This window comes from bacterium (genome assembly GCA_040755755.1).
In the GTDB taxonomy this organism is placed as follows: domain Bacteria; phylum SZUA-182; class SZUA-182; order DTGQ01; family DTGQ01; genus DTGQ01.
This window is the reverse complement of the sequence record JBFLZW010000017.1, coordinates 90,269-113,496: the sequence shown is the minus strand read 5'-3', so window position 1 is coordinate 113,496 and position 23,228 is coordinate 90,269. Positions and strand designations below refer to the sequence as shown.

19 protein-coding genes are annotated in these 23,228 nt (G+C 49.2%); 5 read left to right on the top strand and 14 right to left on the bottom strand.

Annotated elements, in window-relative coordinates; translation table 11 throughout:
• Positions 1-314: ATPase (locus AB1611_06160; GenBank protein ID MEW6379174.1), on the top strand; the 314-nt coding region annotated here is incomplete at its 5' end.
• Between the two features lie 10 nt (positions 315-324).
• On the opposite strand, the gene eboE is transcribed toward AB1611_06160, so the two are convergent.
• The 12 genes from eboE to AB1611_06100 form a co-directional block, all read right to left on the bottom strand.
• Entirely contained in the window at positions 325-1,428 is a 1,104-nt protein-coding gene (gene eboE, locus AB1611_06155; protein ID MEW6379173.1) for a metabolite traffic protein EboE, read from the bottom strand.
• Positions 1,406-2,617, bottom strand: coding sequence for a 3-dehydroquinate synthase (locus AB1611_06150; GenBank protein ID MEW6379172.1), 1,212 nt, complete (start codon positions 2,615-2,617; stop codon positions 1,406-1,408). Before AB1611_06150 ends, eboE begins: the two co-directional genes overlap by 23 nt.
• Before the next feature lie 14 nt (positions 2,618-2,631).
• The gene (locus AB1611_06145; protein MEW6379171.1) at positions 2,632-3,927 is read right to left on the bottom strand and encodes a nucleotide pyrophosphatase/phosphodiesterase family protein; all 1,296 of its coding nucleotides are present in this window, start codon (positions 3,925-3,927) and stop codon (positions 2,632-2,634) included.
• Positions 3,928-3,931: 4 nt separating this feature from the next.
• Entirely contained in the window at positions 3,932-4,918 is a 987-nt protein-coding gene (locus tag AB1611_06140) for a UbiA family prenyltransferase (GenBank protein MEW6379170.1), read from the bottom strand.
• A 99-nt stretch (positions 4,919-5,017) separates the two neighbouring features.
• A complete protein-coding gene (locus AB1611_06135) occupies positions 5,018-5,875 on the bottom strand; it encodes a TatD family hydrolase (protein ID MEW6379169.1) in 858 nt (285 codons plus the stop codon).
• Between the two features lie 24 nt (positions 5,876-5,899).
• The gene (locus AB1611_06130) at positions 5,900-7,129 is read right to left on the bottom strand and encodes a prenyltransferase/squalene oxidase repeat-containing protein (GenBank protein MEW6379168.1); all 1,230 of its coding nucleotides are present in this window, start codon (positions 7,127-7,129) and stop codon (positions 5,900-5,902) included.
• Between the two features lie 98 nt (positions 7,130-7,227).
• Entirely contained in the window at positions 7,228-8,058 is an 831-nt protein-coding gene (locus AB1611_06125) for a YdjY domain-containing protein (GenBank protein ID MEW6379167.1), read from the bottom strand.
• Between the two features lie 686 nt (positions 8,059-8,744).
• Complete coding sequence (locus AB1611_06120) at positions 8,745-9,779, bottom strand: HlyD family efflux transporter periplasmic adaptor subunit (GenBank protein MEW6379166.1); 1,035 nt, start codon at positions 9,777-9,779, stop codon at positions 8,745-8,747.
• A gap of 165 nt (positions 9,780-9,944) precedes the next feature.
• Entirely contained in the window at positions 9,945-12,422 is a 2,478-nt protein-coding gene (locus tag AB1611_06115) for a PKD domain-containing protein (protein ID MEW6379165.1), read from the bottom strand.
• A 134-nt stretch (positions 12,423-12,556) separates the two neighbouring features.
• Entirely contained in the window at positions 12,557-13,159 is a 603-nt protein-coding gene (locus AB1611_06110) for a PEP-CTERM sorting domain-containing protein (GenBank protein ID MEW6379164.1), read from the bottom strand.
• Between the two features lie 952 nt (positions 13,160-14,111).
• Positions 14,112-15,287 carry a lipopolysaccharide heptosyltransferase II gene (gene waaF / locus AB1611_06105; GenBank protein MEW6379163.1) on the bottom strand — a complete coding sequence of 392 codons (1,176 nt, stop codon included), beginning with the start codon at positions 15,285-15,287 and terminating at the stop codon, positions 14,112-14,114.
• On the bottom strand, positions 15,284-16,501 hold the full coding sequence (locus AB1611_06100) for a glycosyltransferase family 4 protein (GenBank protein ID MEW6379162.1): 1,218 nt from the start codon (positions 16,499-16,501) through the stop codon (positions 15,284-15,286). The genes waaF and AB1611_06100 overlap by 4 nt, the downstream gene beginning before the upstream one ends.
• A gap of 319 nt (positions 16,502-16,820) precedes the next feature.
• Between AB1611_06100 and AB1611_06095 the strand changes: the two genes are divergently transcribed.
• Both AB1611_06095 and AB1611_06090 read left to right on the top strand, forming a co-directional pair.
• Complete coding sequence (locus AB1611_06095) at positions 16,821-16,943, top strand: hypothetical protein (GenBank protein ID MEW6379161.1); 123 nt, start codon at positions 16,821-16,823, stop codon at positions 16,941-16,943.
• 327 nt (positions 16,944-17,270) lie between these two features.
• Positions 17,271-18,227, top strand: a complete 957-nt coding sequence (locus AB1611_06090; protein ID MEW6379160.1) for a class I SAM-dependent methyltransferase — start codon at positions 17,271-17,273, stop codon at positions 18,225-18,227.
• Positions 18,228-18,396: 169 nt separating this feature from the next.
• On the opposite strand, the gene AB1611_06085 is transcribed toward AB1611_06090, so the two are convergent.
• Together AB1611_06085 and AB1611_06080 are read right to left on the bottom strand one after the other, a co-directional pair.
• Entirely contained in the window at positions 18,397-19,305 is a 909-nt protein-coding gene (locus AB1611_06085; GenBank protein ID MEW6379159.1) for a cation diffusion facilitator family transporter, read from the bottom strand.
• 513 nt (positions 19,306-19,818) lie between these two features.
• Positions 19,819-20,085 (bottom strand): hypothetical protein, encoded by a 267-nt coding sequence (locus AB1611_06080; protein MEW6379158.1) that lies wholly within the window; start codon positions 20,083-20,085, stop codon positions 19,819-19,821.
• Positions 20,086-20,306: 221 nt separating this feature from the next.
• On the opposite strand from AB1611_06080, the gene AB1611_06075 reads away from it, so the two are divergent.
• Together AB1611_06075 and AB1611_06070 are read left to right on the top strand one after the other, a co-directional pair.
• Positions 20,307-21,752 (top strand): DUF3843 family protein, encoded by a 1,446-nt coding sequence (locus tag AB1611_06075; GenBank protein ID MEW6379157.1) that lies wholly within the window; start codon positions 20,307-20,309, stop codon positions 21,750-21,752.
• A 585-nt stretch (positions 21,753-22,337) separates the two neighbouring features.
• Positions 22,338-23,138 (top strand): DUF4412 domain-containing protein, encoded by an 801-nt coding sequence (locus AB1611_06070; GenBank protein MEW6379156.1) that lies wholly within the window; start codon positions 22,338-22,340, stop codon positions 23,136-23,138.
• Positions 23,139-23,228 lie beyond the last annotated feature (90 nt).

Genomic DNA, 23,228 nt, shown 5'->3' with positions numbered 1-23,228 from the left:
ACCTGAGCCGGGATGAATGGGAGCTGTACGACCAGAGCATGGTCTTTATCCAGGACCAGCGGGGAGCAGCCGAAGCCGCACTGGAAAAGGGCCTTGCTCAGGGTGAGCGGATCGGCATGGAAAAGGGATTGGCTCAGGGTGAGAAGATTGGTCTGGAGAAGGGTTTAGCTCAGGGTGAGAAGATCGGCATGGAAAAGGGTGAGCGGATGGGACGACTGGAGGCTGCCAGGAAGCTTTTCCAGGCAGGGATTGATCCAAAGATTATCAGGGATTCTACCGGCATATCCGAAGAAGAGTTCGAAAACGAGCACTGAGGCAAAACCATTACCGGTTGCCCATCAACTTCCTGATAAGCCACTCAAGCTCCCCACAAAGTGAATCGACTACCGGCGGTTTGGGACCGGGGAGAACACCAAAAGAGTATGTCTCAACCTCAAAATGCTTTCCTCCTGCCCGTACTGCCCGCTTGAAAAACTCATCCTCGATGAGCTGCGCTGTCGAGGAAAGCCCATTTCCGGACCAGGTGAGGGGGACATGGAAATGGACCCGCCACTCTCCTGGTAAATTACCTGCCAGTGCTTCAGGCAGGTCCCGGAACCGCAGGATGCTCCCATTCACCATAATCCGTGTCTGATGCAAGTAGACTTCATCCGCGAATGGAAGGAAAATCTGCCGTGGATTCCCGGAGTCTTTCGCTCTCAAGGCTGCCGAAATCTGGATCTTGGGCACCTGTATGCCATCTTCATCAAGCTTTCCGAGCCAGGCAAGCGGTGATTCAAACTCAACAGCAGCATGGCAGGTATCGAGGCACACTCCCAGGTACTTTTGGGCAAAGGCACCGGCAGCAAAGAGCCGCTGGAAAAATTTCCTGACTGAATCCAGATGATCCAAAAAACAGTCAGGCTCCGGCTCAAGAGCAAGCACGATATGCTTTCCCGTCATTTCCTCAAGCTGTGCCAGAAATTCCGCCACTTCGAGAAGATGAGGTATGACCGTGTCTTTTTGTTCTTTTCCGTAGCTGGCCGGTACGGTGGAAATGGTTCCCGTCTCACCTTCAGGCAAAAGAGCGGCAAGTATTTTTATCAGATTGCGAGTATAGGCTACTCTCAATGGAGAGGACCAATCCGGCAGGTAAACTTCCTCTTTGATTCTCCGGCCATGAAACCGGCCATAGGGAAAGCCGTTGAGAGATACTACATAAAGGCTGTTTTCATTGAGAAAAGCCCTGAATCTCTCAAGCTCCGGCCCAAGTTCCTGACAGGCGCAGGCAGAGAGCCGCAATCCCAGGGCAAAGGGTGCCGTGGGGCAGACTTTCTCCTTAACCTTCAGGCTATACCGGCAGATGGCCTCAAGGTTTTCAGACCAGCATTCACCAGGATGGATGTTGAGACAGTACATGATATGGTTATGATATTGTGCGAGTTTCATTCTCCCGTGAACCTCCCGGCTCCCTCTCAATTCCTGTTGCCAGGGTTTCTTTCATCTCCCTGACCGCCTGCTCAACTTCCTCATATGAAATGCTGGTAACCAGATTCAGACTCCCAAGATGGTCTGGCATGGCTACGGTGAGTTTCCCTCCAAGGTGCTGGCGGAATTCCTCCAGGCCCTTGAAAATACACAGAGAATTTTCAGGCCCCTCCCTTTTCTCAAGCAGCGGATGCCAGAGGGTAAGCCCGCAATCTGCAAGGCCCTTGATGACCAGATCGAACTCTTCCCGGCTGATGAGCCCTCGGTTTCGGGCAATGATCAGGTCAAGGGCTATTCCTATGGCGATCGCCTCACCATGCCGCAGGGAGTAATCGGTCAGGACTTCGAGGTAATGTCCGCTCCAGTGACCAAAATCCAGCGGACGGGCCGATCCATACTCGAAAGGATCGCCGCCTTCGGCAATATGCCCGGCGTGCAATCGGGCACAGCGGAAAATGAGCTTTTCCATGGCCTGTTCATCGCGGGAGCGTAATCTGGGGGCTGATTTGACCAGATCGAGAAGAAAAGAGCGATCCTTGATAATGGCCACCTTGAAGGCCTCGGCTATGCCGGCAAGCCAATCGCGCAGGGTAAGGGTTTTCAGGAAATCGAAATCATTGATCACTCCGTACGGAGGCGTGAAGGTGCCAAAATAATTTTTTGCCCCATAGAGATTGATACCATTTTTGATTCCAACCCCAGAGTCATTCTGGGATAACACGGTTGTCGGTATCCGGATATGCCGGATACCGCGGTGGGTAATCGAAGCGACAAATCCTGCGGCATCCAGGACCGCACCTCCACCGATGATGATCACAAAGGAATGCCGGTCCAGTTTGGTAATACGCATATTTCGTGCTATTACCTTATGGTATTCAAAATCGTTCTTGCACTGCTCACCGCCAGGGACAAGGAGAACTGGCGCGGCCAGTGTCCCGCACTGAGGATGAGCGTCAAACCATTCTCCGATGCGATGCTCCAGCCCCGGCCAGGCAGATGATACCCCGGAGTCCAGGAAAACCAGTATCCTGGCCTGAGCTTGCCCCAGCATTTCCTCAAGCACCTGGTTCTCCGGAGCAAACAGATTGCGGGTAAAGCAGATGTCGTAGTTAAACTCGACGGTTATTTTTTGTTTGATTTTCTTCGTCATTTTTTCAACCTTACTTATCTGCTGTCAAGTAATTCCCTGATGCTTTCAGCCAGTTCGATGATGCTTCCAGGCTCGTGCGGCAGCTCCAGGTCCGTTGCGTAAAAAACCGGTTCGTGGTGATCCACACGGCCATGAGTTCCCTTGATCCGGGAAGGATTCTGAGATATCGAAGGAGGGGGCCAGCCCCAGAACAGCTCGCAGGGGTCATACCCAGGTTTATTATGGATATCCACATGGCCCGCAAAGTCAGGGGCTTCTTTGCGTTCATCCCACCATCGATAATCAAACCAGTATCCTGGGCTGGCCACAAGGACCAGTTCTCCGCTCCGTGGATGGTCCAGACCGACCTCGGCCATGGCTGTCCGGTCGAGGACCTTGTCCACTCCGGGGAGCTTCTCCAGCACGTCTCTGACCTCTTGAAGTTTTCCCGGCTCAAAGAGCTGGATATGGGCTATCTGATGGTCCGCGATCCCGAAGGCTGCACTGGTATGGTAATTCGGATACAGCCTTCCTCCGATATCGCGGGTTTTGAAGAAACCGGCCTTCCGCAGGGCCTTATTGGGAAAAACGACTCCCCGGGCTTCGAGAATAGGATAATCTCCAAACAGAATGACCCGGTATTTTCCCTTCCGGGCTGCGGGAAGAAGGCTGCCAAGCAGTGAGTCGAGCTCATGAAAGGCTTTCCTGCTTTCCTGGGCCGTGGGTCCATATTTTTGCAGGGCATAATCAAGGTGCGGCAGATAAGCATAGAGAAAGTCAGGCGATTCCCCTTCCATAACCGCCATAAGCGCACGGGTGATCCACTGGCTGGATTTCTTCGAGGCCAGAGGCCCCCAGTAGTGGTGGAGAGGAAAGACGCGGCCAAGCGCCTGCCGCAGCCTGTGGTTTAATTCCGGCGGCTCTGAAATACAGTCAAGGATCATTCCCCCGTGATGTTTATGAACAGGGGCAGGGGAGAGAAAAAGGTCACTGTCTGGCCCAAGGGATTGCTGGATGAACATCAGGGCCACTTTTCCCCCCCGTGAACGGAAACCCTCCCAGATTCTGGGTCCCTGGATCAACCGGCTGCTTTGTTCCCAGAAGAGCGGCTTCCACTCTTCCCGGAAGAAAAATCCGTTGCCGACAATCCCATGAGAGCGAGGCAGGGCGGCTGTGCGCAAGCTGGCCTGCACCACACAGGTCAAGGCGGGAAAAAGGGCCTGAATGGGCTTGACGGCAAGATGGTGATAGAGTTCTCTCCCTCCGGTATTGTGCATGAGGAAGTTATACCCACAGGCTGCAACCTGTACAAGCAGTATCTTTTCCGGCATGATATTAACTCCCGTAAAACCGCTGACCTGCCCACAGGGAAAAGATAAAGAAAAGCATCAGGAAGGGCAGGGCAATGAGAATAAAATGGCTCTGTTCCGGGCTCCTGTCCATCGTAAGCACGAGAAGTCCGCTCTGGATCAGAATGATATTGCGAATCAACTGGCCAACCTTTGTCGGAATAGAGCGTCCATTCCAGCTTCCGAACCACAGGGTATGCCATGTCCAGCCAGCGGTAAAGAGGATTACTCCCATCTTGAGAAAGGAAAACCGGGAAAACATCCCCAGGCTTGCCAGAGCGATAACAGGAGCCAGGGGCAAAAAGCGCCTTGCTCCGTGAACGGTTCCTCCCCTGGTTTCCTGATGTGCAATTGCAGATACCGCTGCAATATAGGAAGCCTCAAGACCGGCACCGATGAATACGGCAGCCGTAAAGGGCCTGGCCCCAATGCTGGCACCCAGAAGGAGGTTTGCTCCCCGGCACAGTCCCATGACCCCAAAACCTGCAAGGGGGATAGTGCGCACACAGCAGTTGTACAGGAGGATAAGGGCAGCCAGCCCTCCGGTAATCCCGATAAGAGAGAATCCGGGATGGAAAGAGGAGGCTGCACAACCAATCAGCGGCACATTCTCCCGGCCAGTGATCAAGCTCAGGAAGATGGCCAGAACAAGCAGGACCAGAGCAATGGTCAGTGCCGTCCCCGGCTGGACTCTCCCTGACGGTATTGGCCGACCGGGACGCTCTGCCCGGTCGGTTTCCCGATCAACATAGTCATTGAGAATCAACCCGCAGGTATACAGAAAGAGAGAGATCAGGAGGACAGGCACAATGCACGGGAGATTGCCGGGAGAAACACCGGCCAGGGTAAATCCTGCCAGGATGTCTCCAGGCACGGTAAGCAGATTAGGCAGACGTATCAGCTCCAAAAAGCCGTGAAAAACCTCTCTTCGGTTTGCGGGTTTATCCTGCAGTATTCCATTGTTGCTGCTCATTCGCATGGAGAAAAAATAAAGGCAATCACAGAGACACTCAAGATACATGAGGAAAACGTGAGATTCATCCTCATTGTTCTGGTCTCTTGAGTCACAGGGTCAGGGCTGCCGCTGGTATTCTGAAACGGGTACTGGTTCAATATGGTAATCAGGCTTCCATCGCGGGGTCTGTCCATAGAACTGGTCTGCATTGTCATGGAACAGAAGCCGGAGAGATTCCTCGGCATGGCCATCCCGGCGCAGATATTCTATCGTTTTTGGCAGAGCCAAAGGATCTGAGACACCCCAGTCTGCGCTGCCGTCGATTATCATCCGCTCGGCTCCATACTCCCTGACGATTCCGGATACCCGTTCAGGATTCAGCTTGGAATACGGATATACGGTCAAGCCGGTAAAGCATTCGGTCTTCCGGGTGATGGGCATGGTTTCTTCGGTATTGTGGTCAATCTCAATACGCTTTTGATCAACACCTTCGGCCCGGATTATATCGACAATAATCCGGGCCCCTTCAGGTTTTCGAAAGTGGGGCAAATGAATGACCACCGGAAGTTTTCGCTCCTCGGCCATCAGCAGTTGCCGGCGAAAGGCATAGATTTCATTTTCGGTAAGGTTGTTGAGCCCGATTTCCCCGATACCGACACAGCGGGGATGATCGAAATACTCACCGATACCGGCCAGAACCTCATCGACCAGGCCCCTGTTTTCCGCCTCTTTGGGGTTTACCGATATGCATGCATAGTGATCAATCCCGTAGCGGGCTGCCCTGAGAGTTTCAAACTCAAGGATCAGCCGGAAATAATCGAAAAACGTGCCGGCGTACCGGCGGTCGCATCCCAGCCAGAAGGAGGGTTCGACCACGACCCGGATGCCCGCTGCATGCATGGCCTGATAGTCATCCGTGGTCCGGGAATACATGTGGATATGAGGTTCGATAAGAGTGTTCATAAGCATGCTCATAGATAAATTAACTCCATATTCCGTTTAAAGCCCTGCCTGGGCGATCTCCATGGATAGCAGTGCGTATGATGTCGCCAGGACAGGATCGTTTTCCCACCATCTGCCTTCCGCATTGACCCAATATCCTTCACCCTTTTGCAGCCCGATAATCTTGCCGATAAGCTCTTTCCGCCAGTTGACTTTTTCCTTTCTCCCTTCCACCTGAATTTCCTGAGCTCCGTAAACAGCCAGTGCCTTGGCCATGGTATGGTAGTTATAAAACAATCCCTGCTGGCCCATGCCCGGATTCTCATCCACAGTATAGTGCTTTCTGATCCAGTCATAGGCTGCCTGCACCCGTGGGTCATCCTTTTCAAGGTTGACATAGATGAAACTCAAAAGACCTGCATAGGTCATGCTGCCATATGACCGCAGAGCGGTTTTCCCATCGGGAAGTTTTTGCTCATCAGCCTTGCTGCTTCCGGGAAAATAAATAAACCCTCCGAGGTTATCCGGATCACCGCTTGCCCAGGATTGATCATTGGTTTTGGGATTGTTCTGGCATCGTTCGATAAACCGCAGGGCTGCCTGATAGTCCAGTTCCTTCGATTCAACCTTTGCAGAGCCAAGGGTTTTCGCCTTATCGATCTCAAGCTGTCTGCTCACATACAGGGCTTCAAGGGCAAGGTGCATATTGGATAAATCAGAGTGTTTTTCCTTCCCTCCGTAGCCGATTCCTCCATCATAGGTCTGGTCGGCAACTCCCTTTTCCCCCTCGTCCATCTGGAGGGAAATCAGGTAATTCCTGGCCTTCTGAATGACTGGAACAAAAGCCGGATTTCCCGTAGCTGTAAGAGCCGAAATGCAAATTGCAGTATTGTAATTGGCAAGCCCTTTTGATGGGGTGTAGATTCCCCCGTCCGGCTGTACCTTGCTCAGGATAAATTTAAAGGCATTCTGGAGAAAGGCCGGATATTGCTGGTAGCTCAGGGAAGCGGAAGGATCGCGCACGAAAGAGAGAGCTACCAGAGCTGTTATGGCCGGGTAATCCGGATTGGACCATGAACCATCAGGATTCTGCTTGTTCTTTAACCAGGCAAGTCCCATGTCGATTGAGTGCTGGGCTTCTTTCCTCAAGGAAAGATTAGTCGGCTGGTCAGCCTTGATCAGATTTTGAGAGACAACAGCCTCCTGCGGCTTTTCCCCCTTGTTCAATTTGTCCGGTGCTCCCCAGCCAGGCAGAGGATGAGCAATGCAGATAAGAAAAGCGGCCATTACGAAAGATTGAAGGCAAAGCCAAGCATTGTGTTTCCTGAGATAATTTACCATGATTATATCCTCCTCTTGTGGATTATTTTTTCAAGTTCCTCTCCTTACAGGCTATGCTTTTCCGGCGAGTGATTCGGGACAGGTTTGATGAACAAGGTCACCTTTGTTCCCACCGGGGGGAGAAGATTCTCATTGCTGAAAATCTGAGTATCGTCCGCTCCAACCGGTAAAGAATTATTGATAAGAGCCGCCGGGTCCCGGAAGGTAGCGATGATCGATCCCTCCATGTCTGCAACGAACCTGCCCTCCCGGATAAATGATCCGGTAAAAGCCCAGGTGGTTTTTCCCATTGGCTTTTTTTCCGCCTGATTGTACACCAGTTCCTCCCCGCGAACCTTTTTTTTCGTTTTATCCTGCAATTCCCACTCTACCCAAATCTCCAGGGGGTCTCCCTTGGGAGGATTCGGATCACCCTGAAACTTCAAGTTGTTCTCCGCTTTAGCACCGAGCAGAAGAAGAGCTACCTGAACATCGGAAGGTTTTGTATCGAGTTTCAGAACACTCTCGTGGAGTTTTCCAGCTTCCGCCGAGCAGCAGGCCAGATATTCAACCAGGCCGCTTTGCATATTGACCTGCCCGGTGATAGCAATTTCCCGGGTTTTCTTATTTAACATCAGCTTGCCAATCCGGTATTCATCCGGGCCAGTTTGCTCAATGGGAGTATTCCCCGAAGGAGGCAAAGAAGGTGCCGGGGCAGGTTCTCCTGAAGAAGGCACTGATGAAGGTTTTGAGAAACTATCCGGAGAATTTGGACCTTTCGTATCCTGAGATTCTCCATACCCTTGTGGCGGCAAAAGTAAAAGAATGCTGAGAGAAAGGCCGGTGAGTGCAAAATACACTATCTTGTGGCGTAATGGAGCATAGTTTGGTTTCATGGCTGGCGATATCTCCCTGTTCGTAGTTTAATAAATTTTGGTAACAACTGCTCAACCTTTTGTAAGAAAGCTGTACGGTCCCCCTCGCTCCCTTCAGGAGTCAGGGAATGACAATGACTGACCAATTATAATTTACAATAAATTTTCCTTAATCAGGTCAACAATACCATAATCTCTCTTCTGAATCCATAAAAAAGATCAGATTGCCCCCGGTCCGGGAACCTCCCTCTCTGCCCTCCTCCGTCTGACCAGATCGAAGGGGAAATCTCTTATTTTAATAGTGCCTGAAAAGTTATTGGCTGAAGAGTTGTACATGGTTAGAAGTATCTCTTTTTCCATCAAGGCCAAGGGAGGGATGTTCCTGACAATTGGAGGGAATCTGCATTGCAGGGGGTCGGTTTCATCAGAATGGCCTGCTCATTCACCTTTTCTCCAACCTTGGCAAGAACCTCTTCCAACTATCCCGTCGCAGAGTACCGTAAAAAAGATCCTTACCTATTTGTTCGGCAGATGAATGGAGCTTCTTCATCTTTTTTTGAAGAGAGGCAATGTTTTGTACCTGCAATTGATCAGGGATATTGCGTGGGGATTCGGGTAGTAGCTCGCCCCCCTAAATCCCCCTTGAGAAAAGGGGGATTTTAATTGTCCGTTGCTTAACTTAACATGGTGACTGAGCGACCGTAATTTTATAAATTTCCCGAACCCTGCAGCGATACCACAACCTTTCCCCTGAATCCCCTGGAAAGGTCGGCCTGCCCCTGATCCAGAATTACCTCTGCATCTGCCCTCTCTCCCCTCTGTCCAGGCAGGAAGGAGAAGTCTGCTATTTTCATGATGCCTGAAAATTTTTTATCAGGGGCGTTATGCATGGTTAGAAGTATCTTTTTCCCGTCAAGGCCAAGGAGGGATTCCCCTTGTAACTTGAGGGAAACTACATTGCAGGGGGTCAGTTTCATCAGCATAGCCTGCTCGTTCACCTTTTCCCCAACCCTGGCAAGAACCTCTCCTACCACCCCGTCACAGGGTGCCTTGATGATAAGGTTTTGAGATATTTGTTTGGCAGATGACTGGAGTTTGATTATCTCTTTTTGAAGAGAAGCAATATTTTCGTACTTGCACCTGAGCATGGATTCCCGTGATTCGAGATTTCTTTTCAGACGGTCAAGCTCATCTTTTTTTTCAATGAAGGCCGCCTCACCCATCAGCTCCTGCCGGTATTCCCTTTCCGCATCGGCGAAAGAATATTCCTTATCTTTGACAGTATCTTTGAGCTGGTCAATTTCCCGATTAAGATTGGTGATATCCTGTCGGGCAATTTCTATACTCTGATCAGCCATGGATATTTCCCGGTCCAGTGCGCCTTGCTGTTCATGAGCGGCTTTCCGACTCTGTTCGTTCGCTATTTCAGCAAGGATTACCCCTGCCGTCACCCTATCCCCTGCTTTGGCAAGAGATACCACTTCTCCACCCTGAGGTGCTGTAAGGATAAAATCCTGGCGTAATGATACTGTACCCTCCCACCTTTTCTCATGGGGATTGTCATGGTTACCAGGTGAACTCTCATTCTGGAGGATACCTGGTTTCAAACTCTGCTGTGGTTCATTCCGGCAGGAAACAGGCCGGGTTACACTTTTTATACTCAGGGGGCTGAAAACCAGGAATAAAAGGGCCGCTGCAACCATTGATCCCAAAAACAGAATCAGGATTTTTCTGTGAACCATGTAACTTTGTTCCTCCCCAAATTCACTCGGCACTATAGCCGGTACAGAGCTGGAGTAAAAGAAAACGGGGTATATCCCGCAAGATAATACCCCGTTTATCCTCTTATTCGGTTCTAACTCATGTTACCAGAGTTATTAAACCAATCAGGTACATCAAGTACAAAATCAGCGCAATGGAAAATCCAGGAAGACTATATGACTTCCAGCAGCATCATCATATTCGAGTTTCCATCGAATTTGAATATCAGCCATCGGATAACGGCGATCGTGTTGATATTTGAAAGAGTCAACAGAGGTTACAACCGCTCCGGCCGTCACGTTACCAAAACTCACCTGACCATCGACAACGGTCATCTGAGGCGGTTTTTGGTCAATGCTGCACTGGACATTGAAAGCATCTCCTGTCCCCCGGTTTCTCATGTCGAACTTATATTCATACTCATAAACATACCGGTTTATTCTCCTGGTGCTTACGATAGTATAATTTTCCGGCCAGAGATCGACTACCACAACCTTGGTGTAGGCTACGGCTGTACTGGACAGGCCGAATGAATCTTTGACTTTCAGACCAATATTTCCAGAATAGGGTGTGTTCCAGGTCTTGGTCACAATTTCACCGGAAGCATCATCATATTGACCATCGCCATCCAGGTCCCATTCCCAGCTTACGATTGAATCATTGAGCGGGGCGCCTTCATTGGCATCATAGGAGTTGGAACCGTCAAAGGTGATCGGCTGTCCGATAACTCCATTATATGGCCCGCCCGGATCTGCAACCGGCGGGACATTGCCGGTAGTGATATTGATAGTCAGGGCATCCTCGCCAAATTCAACCGGCGTGGAATTGTCGCTTACTCTGAGTCTTGCGGTAACTGCGTAATTCGAGCCGGTATCAGGATATCCGGCGGCAAAACTGGCGGTTGTTACCGGGAAATGGCCGCTGAGATCAAACGTTCCATTATTATCGACATCGATCCACCAGTCAACCAGGTTCTTGGAACTATCCTGATGGAATGAACCGCTCAGGTCAAAGGTAATGGCTGAATTAGCAGGGGTGGGATTGGGGGTAGCAGTCAATTTGGCTATTGGCCGCAGAGTGAAAACGTTTTTGGTCAGGATTTCCACTGCCCAGGAGGTCTCCAACACACGGTAAGTATGGTCGAAACTATCATCCCAAAATCCGCCTGGATTCTGGTAAGTAATGAGCCAGGTGCTGTAGGCATCGTACCAGTCCCAGCCCGGAGCTGATCCCAGGAATTGAATCTCGGAATAGGTATCACCCTTGCCATCGCCGTTGGTATCGATTTTAGCGATCCGGGCACCCTTGGCTACGGCATACATGTAGTACAGGAAAGCCCTATCGTCACTGAAGCCTTGATTGTAGAGACCAGGATTATTCTTCAAGAAATTCCCGGCAAGAATGATCCTGGGATCATCCTTGACTTTTCCCTGGAAGGATAACTGACAAATGCCGGACCCGGTACAGGCACCATATCCACCTGTTCCCTGAGCACTTTCCGAGGTATATCCAAAACGCCCGTTAGAAGCATTCTGGCTATAATTCGTCCAGTTTTGATTGAGGTCTTTAATTGCCTGGCGGATAGGAACTCCCCAGCCAAATTCAGCCGCCTCCATGCCAATGGCCGGCCATTGGCAGGCCGAGTTGTCAGGCCCATAACCAGGACCATATCTCCATCCACCATAGGTAGAGTGATACTGTGAATAATCGCAGTAATCGACCATATCCTCGACGATCGTGCGGTAGGTCTTGCCAATAACACCACTCGGTCCGGTGGTGGCTACCAGATTCGGTGCCCCGCTGGCTACACTGCCAGCCCCGACTAGAGCCATCATGTACATACCGATTTTGTATGGTCCCCTGTATCCCGAAGAGGGATAATAATTGTCAGCGATCCATACCCCATTGCCGTTATTATCATAAGGAGCACCTACACCTACTGCCGTCAGGGTGGAAATGATATAGTCAAGCCCTGCATGCACCGTTTTGGCATAGATACGGTCTTTTTCCCAGATTGCCCGGTCGGCTGCATCTACATCGCCGTCAAGGTCCTGGTCCTGAGTGCAGGGCTTATGGCCCTTGTTTTCAAAGGCCAAAACAGCCGCGGCTGTTTCAGCTCCCGATGAACTGTAGGAATTCAGATCGTAAATGGAGCCATTACTTCCCTGTTTCAGGTACAGCCATTTCAACCCCTTTTCAATGGCCAGATTGATCTTGGCTTCTTTAGTCTCGGAGGGTAAAACCCTGATTCTTACAACGGCGCTGTCAGATTCTCCATTGCCGTCGGTGACGGTCAGCTTGGCTTCATAAAGCCCGGAGGTAGCATAAGTATGGGTACAGGCTATATCCTTGGCATTGGTAACGGTACCGGTATAGTCAGCCGTGCCGTCATTATTAATATCCCATGCATAAGTGCCGGAAGTGGAACTGCCCCAAACTACATTTCCCCAGATAGTCAAAGCATTTCCTACCCAGGTATATGCCGAGGTATCTGTATCTCCATCCGGCATAACATTTACCTCTGGCGGGACGAGAGATGCTGTCGCTAATGAAGACAGCATCAATACAAAAAAGAAAACTAACAGGTTAACCTTGAGTGCAAAAAGTCCTTCCCTATGGTTCATAAGTTTCCTTTCCTCCTGTGGACCCTGGTTACCGTGCAAGAACGGAGGCCATTGGCTTATAAGCCAATGGCCTCCCGGGGGTTGCCAAGCGGCCCTCGTTGTAAATTGATAAGATAAACTATGAGAAAGAAGAATCAATTACTTACTGATGTTCTTTTCATCGCTAATCCCAAAGTCGCAAGACCAAGCACTACCAGAATTATGGTCGATGGTTCGGGGATAGGTGCAGGCCCGGCGAGTTGAGTGTATCCATTACCCAGGATCTGATAATTATGACTGGCGTCAAAATTCCCGACTTCAAAATATAACTGATCATAGGACCCCGAAGCATCCATATCAAAGGTAACTTGGAATCCTGAAAGCCAACTGCCAGGTGCGATACCCGGTGAAGTATCGATATCCGAATTGAACTGACCGGGGATGTCTACTGCAGAAGGTTCAAAAGAGTATGACGACCACCCTGCAGGTTGAGAAACTCCCGCATCATCAGGCACAAAATTACTGAACAATCCCGTATTAGCAAAATTCAATCCATCGCTGGTTTGACCAAAATAGATTGATATCCATTCAATGGGATCGGACAGGGTATCATTGGTAACGGTATAATCGAGGGTATAATTACCGCCTCCATTATTCGTCGGCACATATTCTATCTTGGTAGCCTTGGCGGTGGTAGCAATGATCATGAGGCAAAAGAGGAAGGTCATACAGAAAATCGCAGTTAGATTTTTCTTCATTTGAGGTTCTCCTTATAGGTATGCTAGATAAAAAATCCAATAATATTACCTCTTGTGCACTACCTTCCAGAACGATAGTCGCAGGTGGATGGTAACAGCAGCTCAATTCAGCTTATAATGAGAAAGTGATGCACAATTACCTGCCCTTGGTACTTCTCATGAAACAGCAATTCTGTCTTTCAAACTTACTGTTTCAAACTTACTGTGGATCACTTTTTGTTGAGCAGCCTGTCGAACAATCATGGAACCCCTGGTAACAGGGAAATCCAGAATCGGCATTTAGCCGCACGTGGCGATCTTCACGCCAGGTTTCCATTCTCCTGACAAACGTTTTATATATTCTTTTTACCACCTCCCAATGTAATAGCTTGACCCCTGAATAATTTGCCTGTATTTATCAGGCTTCCCAGGCGATCTGACAACCCCTCCTTCATCTATCCCTCATTCTCCGGTTAGAGAGAAGATAGCATGACAGGGATACTCGAGCGGTAACACCGCAGTCACCGCGCACTATAAGAGCTTGATGCTGTTAATAGTATTTATGACGATGTCCTTTTTTCTGAAAATATTTGCAAAAAAAATGCCAAAATATCAGCATTACCAATTCTGATATTACGAAACAGATGCTTACAGCCTTGGGTCATGCTTATACAGGATTATTACCTTACTTTTAGAGAAAGAACTGGGAAAAAATGCGTATATATGGCAATAGACATCATAATTTTTTCTGGAGGTATGTATAATTTTTTACCACAGGTTACTTTGGCAAAGGTATCTCAACACATTTACTGTTCCACAATCTTTAGCAACAGGTAGGATATATAAGGGAAAGTGAATTATTGGGGTATCGTGATTCTCTCAACCAAGGGAAACGCTGAATATTCCTACTCTCTTGCCCCCAGGCAGATATATATTAAAATATTAAATTTTTAATTTGAGATTGTCAAGCTAATTATCGGTGTTCATTCCGCAGCATCTCGACCGCGGCCTCGTACACCGAATCGACGGAAATGGAGCGGATACAGGAAAAATGGCCGCACAGATCGGTGTTTTCCTGTTTGCAGGGAGCACAGGGCAGGGAGCTTTGCACGATCCGGGAAATGCTTGACCAGGGGCGAAACATCCCGATTTTGGTCGGCCCCATGATAGCCAGGACCGGTACATCCAGGGCGCAGGCCATATGCATGGGGCCGCTGTCATTGGAGATAAACAGGCGGCAGTGCTGAATCAGGGCCGCTGCCTCAACAAGGGAAGTCTTGCCTGCAGCAGACAGGGGTTTATTTTTCATGAGGGCTGTCATACTTTCTATGTATGCCGTTTCAGTGCGTGACCCGAAAAAGAGTACCTGCACGTTCTGGTTTTCAATCAATCGATCTGCCAGTTGGGCAAAGTGCGAAGAGGGCCATTGCTTTCCCTGCCAACTGGCATTGGGATTCATGCCGACAAGGGGCTTGTCTCCCTGAAAACCTGCCTGGCGGAGGAAGCTCTGCATGGAGGAAATTATCGGCAATGGAGGGTAGAGGAAGGGAGGCTCCGGGGGGAGGGACAGCCCAAGCTCACTGCCAAGGGCCAGATACCTTTGCGTATCGTGAACTATAGTGCTGCCAAGCTCAACCGGATGGGTGAGCAGAAAATGATCAGCTCCGGCAGCGAGTGACTCCCGGTAATCGAAGTCGTGCGGGTAGCCGATCCGGTACCTGGCACCTGACAGGAGAGCGAGCCAGCTTCCAATGACTACAGGATACAGCACCAGCGCGGCATCATACCGCTTTTTTCGCAATCTTTTCAGGGTGGTGAAAGTTTTGCCGATGCTTCGGGAGTCTGCACTGATAACCTGATCGACGTAGGGGAGGAGGGAGCGAAGCTCCTGCCAGTTTTTTCCTACCCATAGATCGATTTCCCCGTGCGGATACCGGGAGCGCAGGCCCTTGACCAGAGGGAGGGAGAGGAGAACATCTCCCAGAGCAAACAGTTGGATGAGCAGGATTCGCCGGACCTGGCCCGGGGGAATAACCGGCGGGGGGCTTTGCGTCCCAGCCGGGAGTGTCCGGCCGCAGACCCGGCCGCACAGGTCCAATACCCTGCTCAGGATGTTGATGTGTTTTTTAACCTGGGGCAGACCTCTCATGGCCGCAGGAGGTATTTTCGGATCTGGATCATCATTTTTTCCTTTTCAGCCTCAAGGGTGTGGGAGGCTATGGTTTGTCGTCCTCCATCGATAATCCTGCTTCGCAGGACAGCATCATCCGCCAGGGTCAGGATTGCCCGGCAGAGAGCATGCGAATCGGCAGGAGGTATGAGCAGACCGTTGATTTTGTCACGGATGAAGCAGGGGATCCCCGCAACCGAAGTGGCGATGACCGGAAGTTTGCAGGCCATCGCTTCCAGGATGGTCTGGGGCAGGCCCTCTCCGGTCAGCGAGGGAAGGACAAAGACATCATGCTCCCGGAAACGGCTGAGCAGCTCCGGGCCATGTTTGACATACCCGGCAAATTTCACGGCTGCAGCGAGCCCTCGTTTTTCGGCCTCCTGCCGTAACAGGGGCTCTTCCTTCCCCCTTCCGATAATGGTCAGAGAGATTTGCCGCTTTTCCTCCTTCAGCAGCCTGTCCACGGCCTGAATAAGATATGGCAATCCCTTTTCCGGATCAAGACGGCCAGCGCTCAGCAGTCTGATCGGCTCATGGAGCAGGGGAGGACCGGGACGATATTCAGCTTCAAGGTTTTGCAGGTCCTGCCCGGAAACCAGGGAAATGATGACCGGAAAGGAAAGCGGATGGTTTTCCCGATACCGGCTCAACATCTCCTGACCTACGGTAAAAATCAACGCCTGCCGGGAAATCCTTTGAGAAAGCCATTCCAGCAGGTGAACCAGAAAGATGGAAATCGTGCGCCGGGCACCCCGGCACCGGTGCCGGACCTGCTCTGTCAGATTTTGGCGGACCAGAAAAAAGAAGGGTTTGTTTTTCCGGCGGCACAGACAGGCAGCCATAACCCCGATGGGGTGGGGAGCGGGCAGCCAGACCAGGTCCCATTGATCGAGGTTTTGTTTGAGCGATCGCCATATTTGCGGCAAAATGACCGGTCCCCTGGTATACAGGCTGTAGATATCCGAGTAGTAGGGAAAAGGGCAGACCTGGTGCTTGCGGGAATCCAAAGGATAGGCAATTTCCCTTTGTCCTCTCCCGCTCCTTTCGTCCCCGGAGTCAGCTACCCTTCCCCAGAAGGTGATCCGGTCGAAATCCCGGTCAAAGGCAGTGACAAACCGGATGAAAGCATCGTCCAGAAAATACCCCTGGCTGTCCCTCCAGATGATCCAATCATGAAACATGGCCAGATTCATAGCATTCCTCTCATAAGCATCTCTTAAGCATCTCTCCTGGAACTTTAATCATACCTGTTTTATCATAAAAAGCAACCAGAATGCCGATGGGCAAGTTAAGTTATCAGTGGTCAGTGGCCAGTGGCGCAAGGCGCTATCCTGCATCGTACCTGATTATCCTCATCACATTATTTAACGGGGGTCACAACAGAAGCTTACCATTTATAATGAAAATGTGATATCTTAAGAAGTAGTAGACTAAGTACACTGAATTAAGGCGTCGTGTACTAAGGTTGGACAAATAATCAGATCGGAGCTTTTTACGGGAGGAGAAGCTAAGATGGCAGAAACCGTTTCCATGAAAATACCAAAAAATGGCTCGATGGGGATACCTGACGAGCCTGCCATAATGCGGCAAATTATTTCTTTAGGGATCAGGCAATATAAAATGATCAGGCTCTGAAACTCTATAAAAATGATGGGGGTCCATCGGATATGTGGCTGAGTTATACCATCTGTCAAAGAGAGATTTGATTCAAGAGGCACGAAGAAGCGGAATAGAACCGGAGTTTTCGGAAGAAACAGTTCTTGAGGAACTTGGTTCGTGAAAGATATTGTTATTTCTAATGCCGGTCCATTGATCGTGGTATCGAAATTAAACCAGCTTCATCTGCTGAGGGAACTTTACGGCCAAGTTTACTTTTAGTACAACCCTCATTGACAGACTGATAACAGAATTAAACATACGATCCTAATTTTCATTGAGCAAGCACACAAGCAGGACAAGAACATGCCAAAAGTCAAGAAGTTGCGGCTTGCATGCTGCATCTGTGAAAATACCGACCCTGATGGCTATGAGGTATTGTATCCGCTGTCACGGGGCGAGGTCATCCGGTGCAGCCGCTGTGACCTGATCTATGTCAACGACCTTCCTCCCCTCCATGATGGTCAGGGCGATGAATATTTCGCCTACTGGGGAATAGATGTCTATCAGGAACTGGAAGGGTCTTTCTCCGAGGAATTCCGTCAGGCTCTCGAAGAAATAACCATGTTTAACCATTCACCCGGAAAGTTGCTCGATATCGGCTGTGGTCCGGGATATTTTCTCACGGTGGCCAGGCAGTATGGATGGGAGGCCGTGGGTCTCGATGTCAGTCAGGACATCGTGAATCTGGCCGGAAAACGCGGAGAAAGGGTTTTTTGCTGTACGGTGGAGGAATTTGCCCAAAAGCATCCGGCGGAAAATTTTGACTGCATTACGCTGTTCAATATCCTGGAGCACCTGGTCTATCCTGCACGCGCACTGTCTGTCGTCAGAAAAATCTTACAAGACAATGGGATCGTGGTCATTGAAACCCCCACCGAAGACAGCCTCATCCGCCGGACCGCCCACCTCCTCTACCGGCTGAGCGGAGGAAAATGCGACCATCTGACCAGGCAGTTATACCATTGCGGCGGCCACCATTTCGGCTTTTCTCAAAGGACAATACGCATGCTGCTGGCCAGCCAGGGCTTTGAGGTTATCAGCATTCAGCCGGTCCTTTCCTCGCCGAAGGTTGCCTTGAGAAAGAGAAAAGCGGAATTGGCCAAAGCGAAGGGCCTGAGTGAAAACCTGGTGCAGCTTCTCCTGATGGGATCGATTGCCCTGGCCTGGCTGGGAGCGACGATTTTCGGCCCCCGCCATGTGGCCAACCGGATGAGAATCGTGGCCCGGCCGGAAGGCTCCACAGCCCTGAAGCATGGTTGAAGCCCGGTCAGAAATTGACCGGATAGGATCAATAGCGGGTATTGGCCGCGCGTGCTTTGTAATATCCACTGAAGTCAGGGATTGTGCTGTTCGTGCTGCATCCAGATAGTAAAATGGCTTCGGCAATGTCAGTCAAAGGGTACTTCTGGTTCAAGGTCAGCCAGCACATTCAGCATATCTGACAAAGGGTCTCAACCTTATGGTATTTTTGAGTTTCCGGCTGAATGGTGACATGATTGATTCCAAATTCTTCTCGAAGAATCATGCACACCCTGACCATGACTTTTTCAGCTTCCACCAGGGAGCAATTGTCAAGAAGGATATGAAGAGAAGCATTGATATGCCGGCTGGATATGCCCCAGACGTGGATATGGTGAACATTGTGAATTTCTTCAATGGCATTCAAGCGGGCTTTGATTTTTTCAAGGTCAATGTTTTTCGGCACTCCTTCGAGCAGAATGTTGAGGGCCTCCTTCAATATCCCCCAGCAGTTAGCGAGAATGAAGAGAGCAATAGCCATCGAGAGGACAGGGTCCAGAATATAGCTTCGGGTGAAATATACCGTAATGCCCACAGCCAGAACCCCCAGGGAGGAAATTGCATCAGTCATAAGATGCACCAGAGTGCTTTTAATGCCAAGATCGCAGGAGGCACCTTTTCTGAGGATAAATACTGATATCAAATTAGCTGCAAGAGCCACAAGAGAGACCAAAATTACCATGCGGCCCATAACAGGCTCAGGGTGCTGAATCCGCTCAACCCCTTTCCAGAACAGAAAAGCGGCGGTCAGGAGCAGCAGCAGCACGTTCAGAATGGCAGCTATGGTTTCCGCCCTCTTAAAACCGAAACTCTTGGTATAGGTTGCTTTCTTTAAGCTGAGTTTGTTTGCGCCCAGGGTAATGAGAATTGAACTGACATCGCTGAGGTTGTGCATTGAATCGGAAATCAGTGCCAGGCTGTGAGAGTAAATCCCGGCCACTAATTCTACCGCCACAATGACCAGATTTAAAATAAGCGATATGATCAGCCGATAAATATTCTGGTGGTAACACTCAGATGGTGGGTGATTATGGCTCATATTCCCATGTTTGAGTTATAAGATTTTTTGTAAAGTATCTCTCTCAGTTTACCTTGATTTTTCTTTTTTGTACAGGATATTCTGGCTTATCCTGTTATTCTCAACGCATATTCATCGACCATCTGATCGGTCAGATTCAGCAGTCCGTCAGCATGTAATGATCCAGCCTTTGGGTATAAGGATATATTCTCTTCTTGAAACATATTCCTTGCTTGTGAATCAACTTTGTATTAATATTTTGCTAATTATGTAATTTTATCCATTTTCTGCTCTTATAACAGGAGAAGCGGGCAATGCAAAGATTTCTCCTTACCTGCACAGGCTCCATATCAGGCGTTAGGCGTTAATTATACTGCAACACAGGATAACAAAATAAGCACCCAGAATACCAGAATATATGGAAAGGGCAATGGAATGCTCTATAGTCGCCTTACCTTTACCAGTGAGTTACATGCCGAGGCCATTCTCCCTCCGTTCAAGGGATCAACTTTCCGCGGGGCCTTTGGTACTGCTTTAAAGCGGGTGGTCTGTGCCCTTGAGAGGCAGGATTGCCAGAGTTGCCTGTTGAACAGCCGTTGTGTATATTCTTTCTTTTTCGAGAAGAAAGAAAGTTGCACAAAAAGTGGCGTGAATCTTCCATCCCCGCCTCACCCCTTTGTCATCGAGCCACCGCTGACTCTCCAGGAGCATTTCAAGCCAGGTGATAGCTTTGACTTCAATCTTCTCCTTTTTGGTCGGGCAAATGACTGTCTCCCTTATTGTATCTATGCCTTTGATCAAATGGGACAGATCGGCATTGGAAGATATATAAACGGAAAAAGGGCAGGATTAAGCCCAATCAAAACAAAGGGATTACCCCAGCCAGCTATAACCTGGCTGGGGAAATGGAAATGAAAACGGAAATGGCGGGATTGGTGATGAGTTTTCAGTTACACAGGCCGAAGGGATATAAAAGAGAGGGAGACAGGGATCTTCCAGAAACAGTAAAGGAGCTGAAGCGTGTGCTGAAAAAGGCACAAAGTTCTTTTGCTTATGATAATCTGTACTTGCGAGACAGTCAGATTAGAGAACTGGCAGGTGTTCTGGTTGAATTTGCTGAAGATATCCATAATGATATTGGTATCTGGAAAGGCTATGAGCACTATAACCGGGAATTTTTTCATACTCCGCTGCCCATTACTCTCCGACCAGGGGTGAAATTAGAGGAGAAGGAGCTGTTGAAGCACCGTATTCATCATCTGATATGGGTATGGTATTCAATACTATGGACAGGGTTTATCTTTGAGCCGGAACACAAGGATTTAACTCTCCTGGCGGGAATGGCGGATGATTTCCTGGAAGAGCGGTTTACGACGATACCCCGGAGTTCGGGGGTAAAAGAATTCCTTTCCCGGCCGAATGAATACGGCTGGGATGTGAAGAAAAAACTGATCTGGTTAGGCCAGCATTCATACCTGTTCCGGCACAGCTTTCAGAATTATGCTCTTGAAGAATACGCCGGGCAAGTGAGCATTCCTATTATTGATGATTTTGTCTGTCAGGAAAACACCATTTGGTCCGGGCTGGGTGTTATCGATATCCTGGCGGCGACACTGGATATCACCCAAAAGCAAAAATCACAGGTAAGAAGCTGGTATGAGAGGCATCTGGCGTATTACAGGGTGTTAACTGTCAAAGGCCCTGGTGCAGAAGTGATGAATCTGATTAACGATAAACCATATACGGTTATGGTGGGAGAGCCTAATCCGTTTAAGGCCGGGCAGTTTATCTTCGGCAGCCTGGTTCCCTGGGATAAGGAATGGTACTGGTCCGGTGAACAAAAAGCCTTTCCCGAGATGCCGGAAAAACTCATTCAGGAAGCAAAGGATCAGTTTTTCAGAGAGCTCTCAGCAGTGTCTTACCGCTATTGTGAGGATCGGGCTCAAAGAGCCAGGGAGATGGTAAGTGCTTATTACCGCAAGTTCGTTAAATACAATGGTGATGATCTGGTAATCTATCCTGACGGTGCTTCCCTGTCTGCTGACTGGAAAAAGAAATTCCCGTTAATATACAGCCCTGATCTTCCGGCCAGAGAATTGGAAAAGATAAAAATGCCTGAGATACCTCTTTCTCCTGAGCTTGAACAATGCACAGACGGGATAGGTGTTTATTTTAACCCGGATGAGGGCGAGGAGATTATGACGGGATTCGACGATATTGTCAGCGGCTTTGAGAAAAAGGGAATTGACCTGAGTGAGGATGAGGAAGAAGGCATCATCGGGTTTATGCGCTCTGATTCAATCAGTCCGGGATTTGTAAAAAAAATGGTTGAGAAGTATGGCGATGAGTCCATAGCATCAGTATTCTATATGGACAGACTTCAGCATGAATATTATCTGGATTATCTGCTTCGCCGGTATAAAGGGCATTTTTACCGAAACAGGTATCCGAGTGTTTCTTTTCCCTGAGAGAAGGTAAGGAACGCTTGGATTCCCTTGATTGGAAGAGCAGAAAGTTCCGATACTTTAAAATATTAGCCAAGTTAACGTCGTGGACATAATAAATTGACTGTCGCAAAATTGCAGCAGAAAGTATCCCCGTATAACCGACCATGCTCCATCGAATTTCTCGTGAACTGCTTAAGGCTATAATTTATAAGCAGTTGGATTGTCTCAATAGTGAGACACTATAACAGTGGGTAGCAGTATTCCACAATCATCAGCATAAATTTCATGCCCATTTCTCCCTTTCCAAAAATTTTTATGGCTTTCGACAGATTTACGCTGGACTTACGCTGGAAAAAGATAGCAGCTTATAGGTTGTTAATATTACGAGAGCTTAATCGATAATCCTGTCATTTTCAAACAGGTTAAATGCACGATGGTGCGCTTAACCACGATGGTGCGCTTAACCATTGATTTAGTCCTGGAAATTGTATAAACTGACCAGGTAACAGTCACAGAGGATGAAAACAAGGATGAGAACCATAGTGAGCACTCCAGCCTTTTGGCAGGCAATTGTAAACCCTTTTTCCGAGATGAAAGGATAACGGCATGAAATTGAAGAGGATATTAGTCTTGAGTCTGATGGCAGGATGCATGATATCCGGTTTTCTGGCAGGTTCTCTTTGGGCAGGGGATTATTACATTGAGAAGCAGACCGAGACCCTGATTGATGGCAAACCAGCGGGCCCCCCTGCTTCCACGCTGAAGATGTGGGTAAAACAGGACAAGATAAGGTATTTCAATGAAAGCGATAAGAATACGGTCTTGCTCATTTATATGGACCAGGACAAGGCCTATCAGCTCAACGAAAAAGAGAAGATTGCAAAAGAGGTTGATTTGAAAGCGCAATTTGCGGCCATTGAGAAAGAGATCCAGGTATCCTCAAAAAAAACGGGGAAAACCAAAAAGATTGGCCAATGGGATGCCTATCAGGTTATCCTGACCAGTACCACCAAGGGGGTAACCACGGATGTGGAGTACTGGCTCAGCGATGCGGTCAAGATGCCCGCAGAAGTAAGGTCCAGAATGGCCGTTTATTTTGGACAAAAGAAAATCATTGGTGAATTGAACAAATACCCCGGATATCCGGTAGAGATTGCTGTTCATATGGATGCCCAGAACAAGAAACTCGATATGGTCACCAAGCTTGTCAAGGTGGAGGAAAAGGAAATCGACAGGAAACTGTTTGAGATTCCGGCGGAGTATAAGAGGGAGAATCTGGCGGCAAAGGACGCGGTGAAAGCATCCCCGCAGCCTGATGAGCAGAAGGGCAGCGGTCCCGCCCAACCCGGCGGAGCCGGTGTACCGGAAAAAGATACCCCTGAGCAGGGAAAAGGCGCTCACAAGTAGCGGTATTAGTGAAAAGATTTTGTGCGGCTCAAAGTTTTACCGCTGGTATGGGCAGGAAGTTCCTCGCTTTTTGCCCATACCATCTTGATT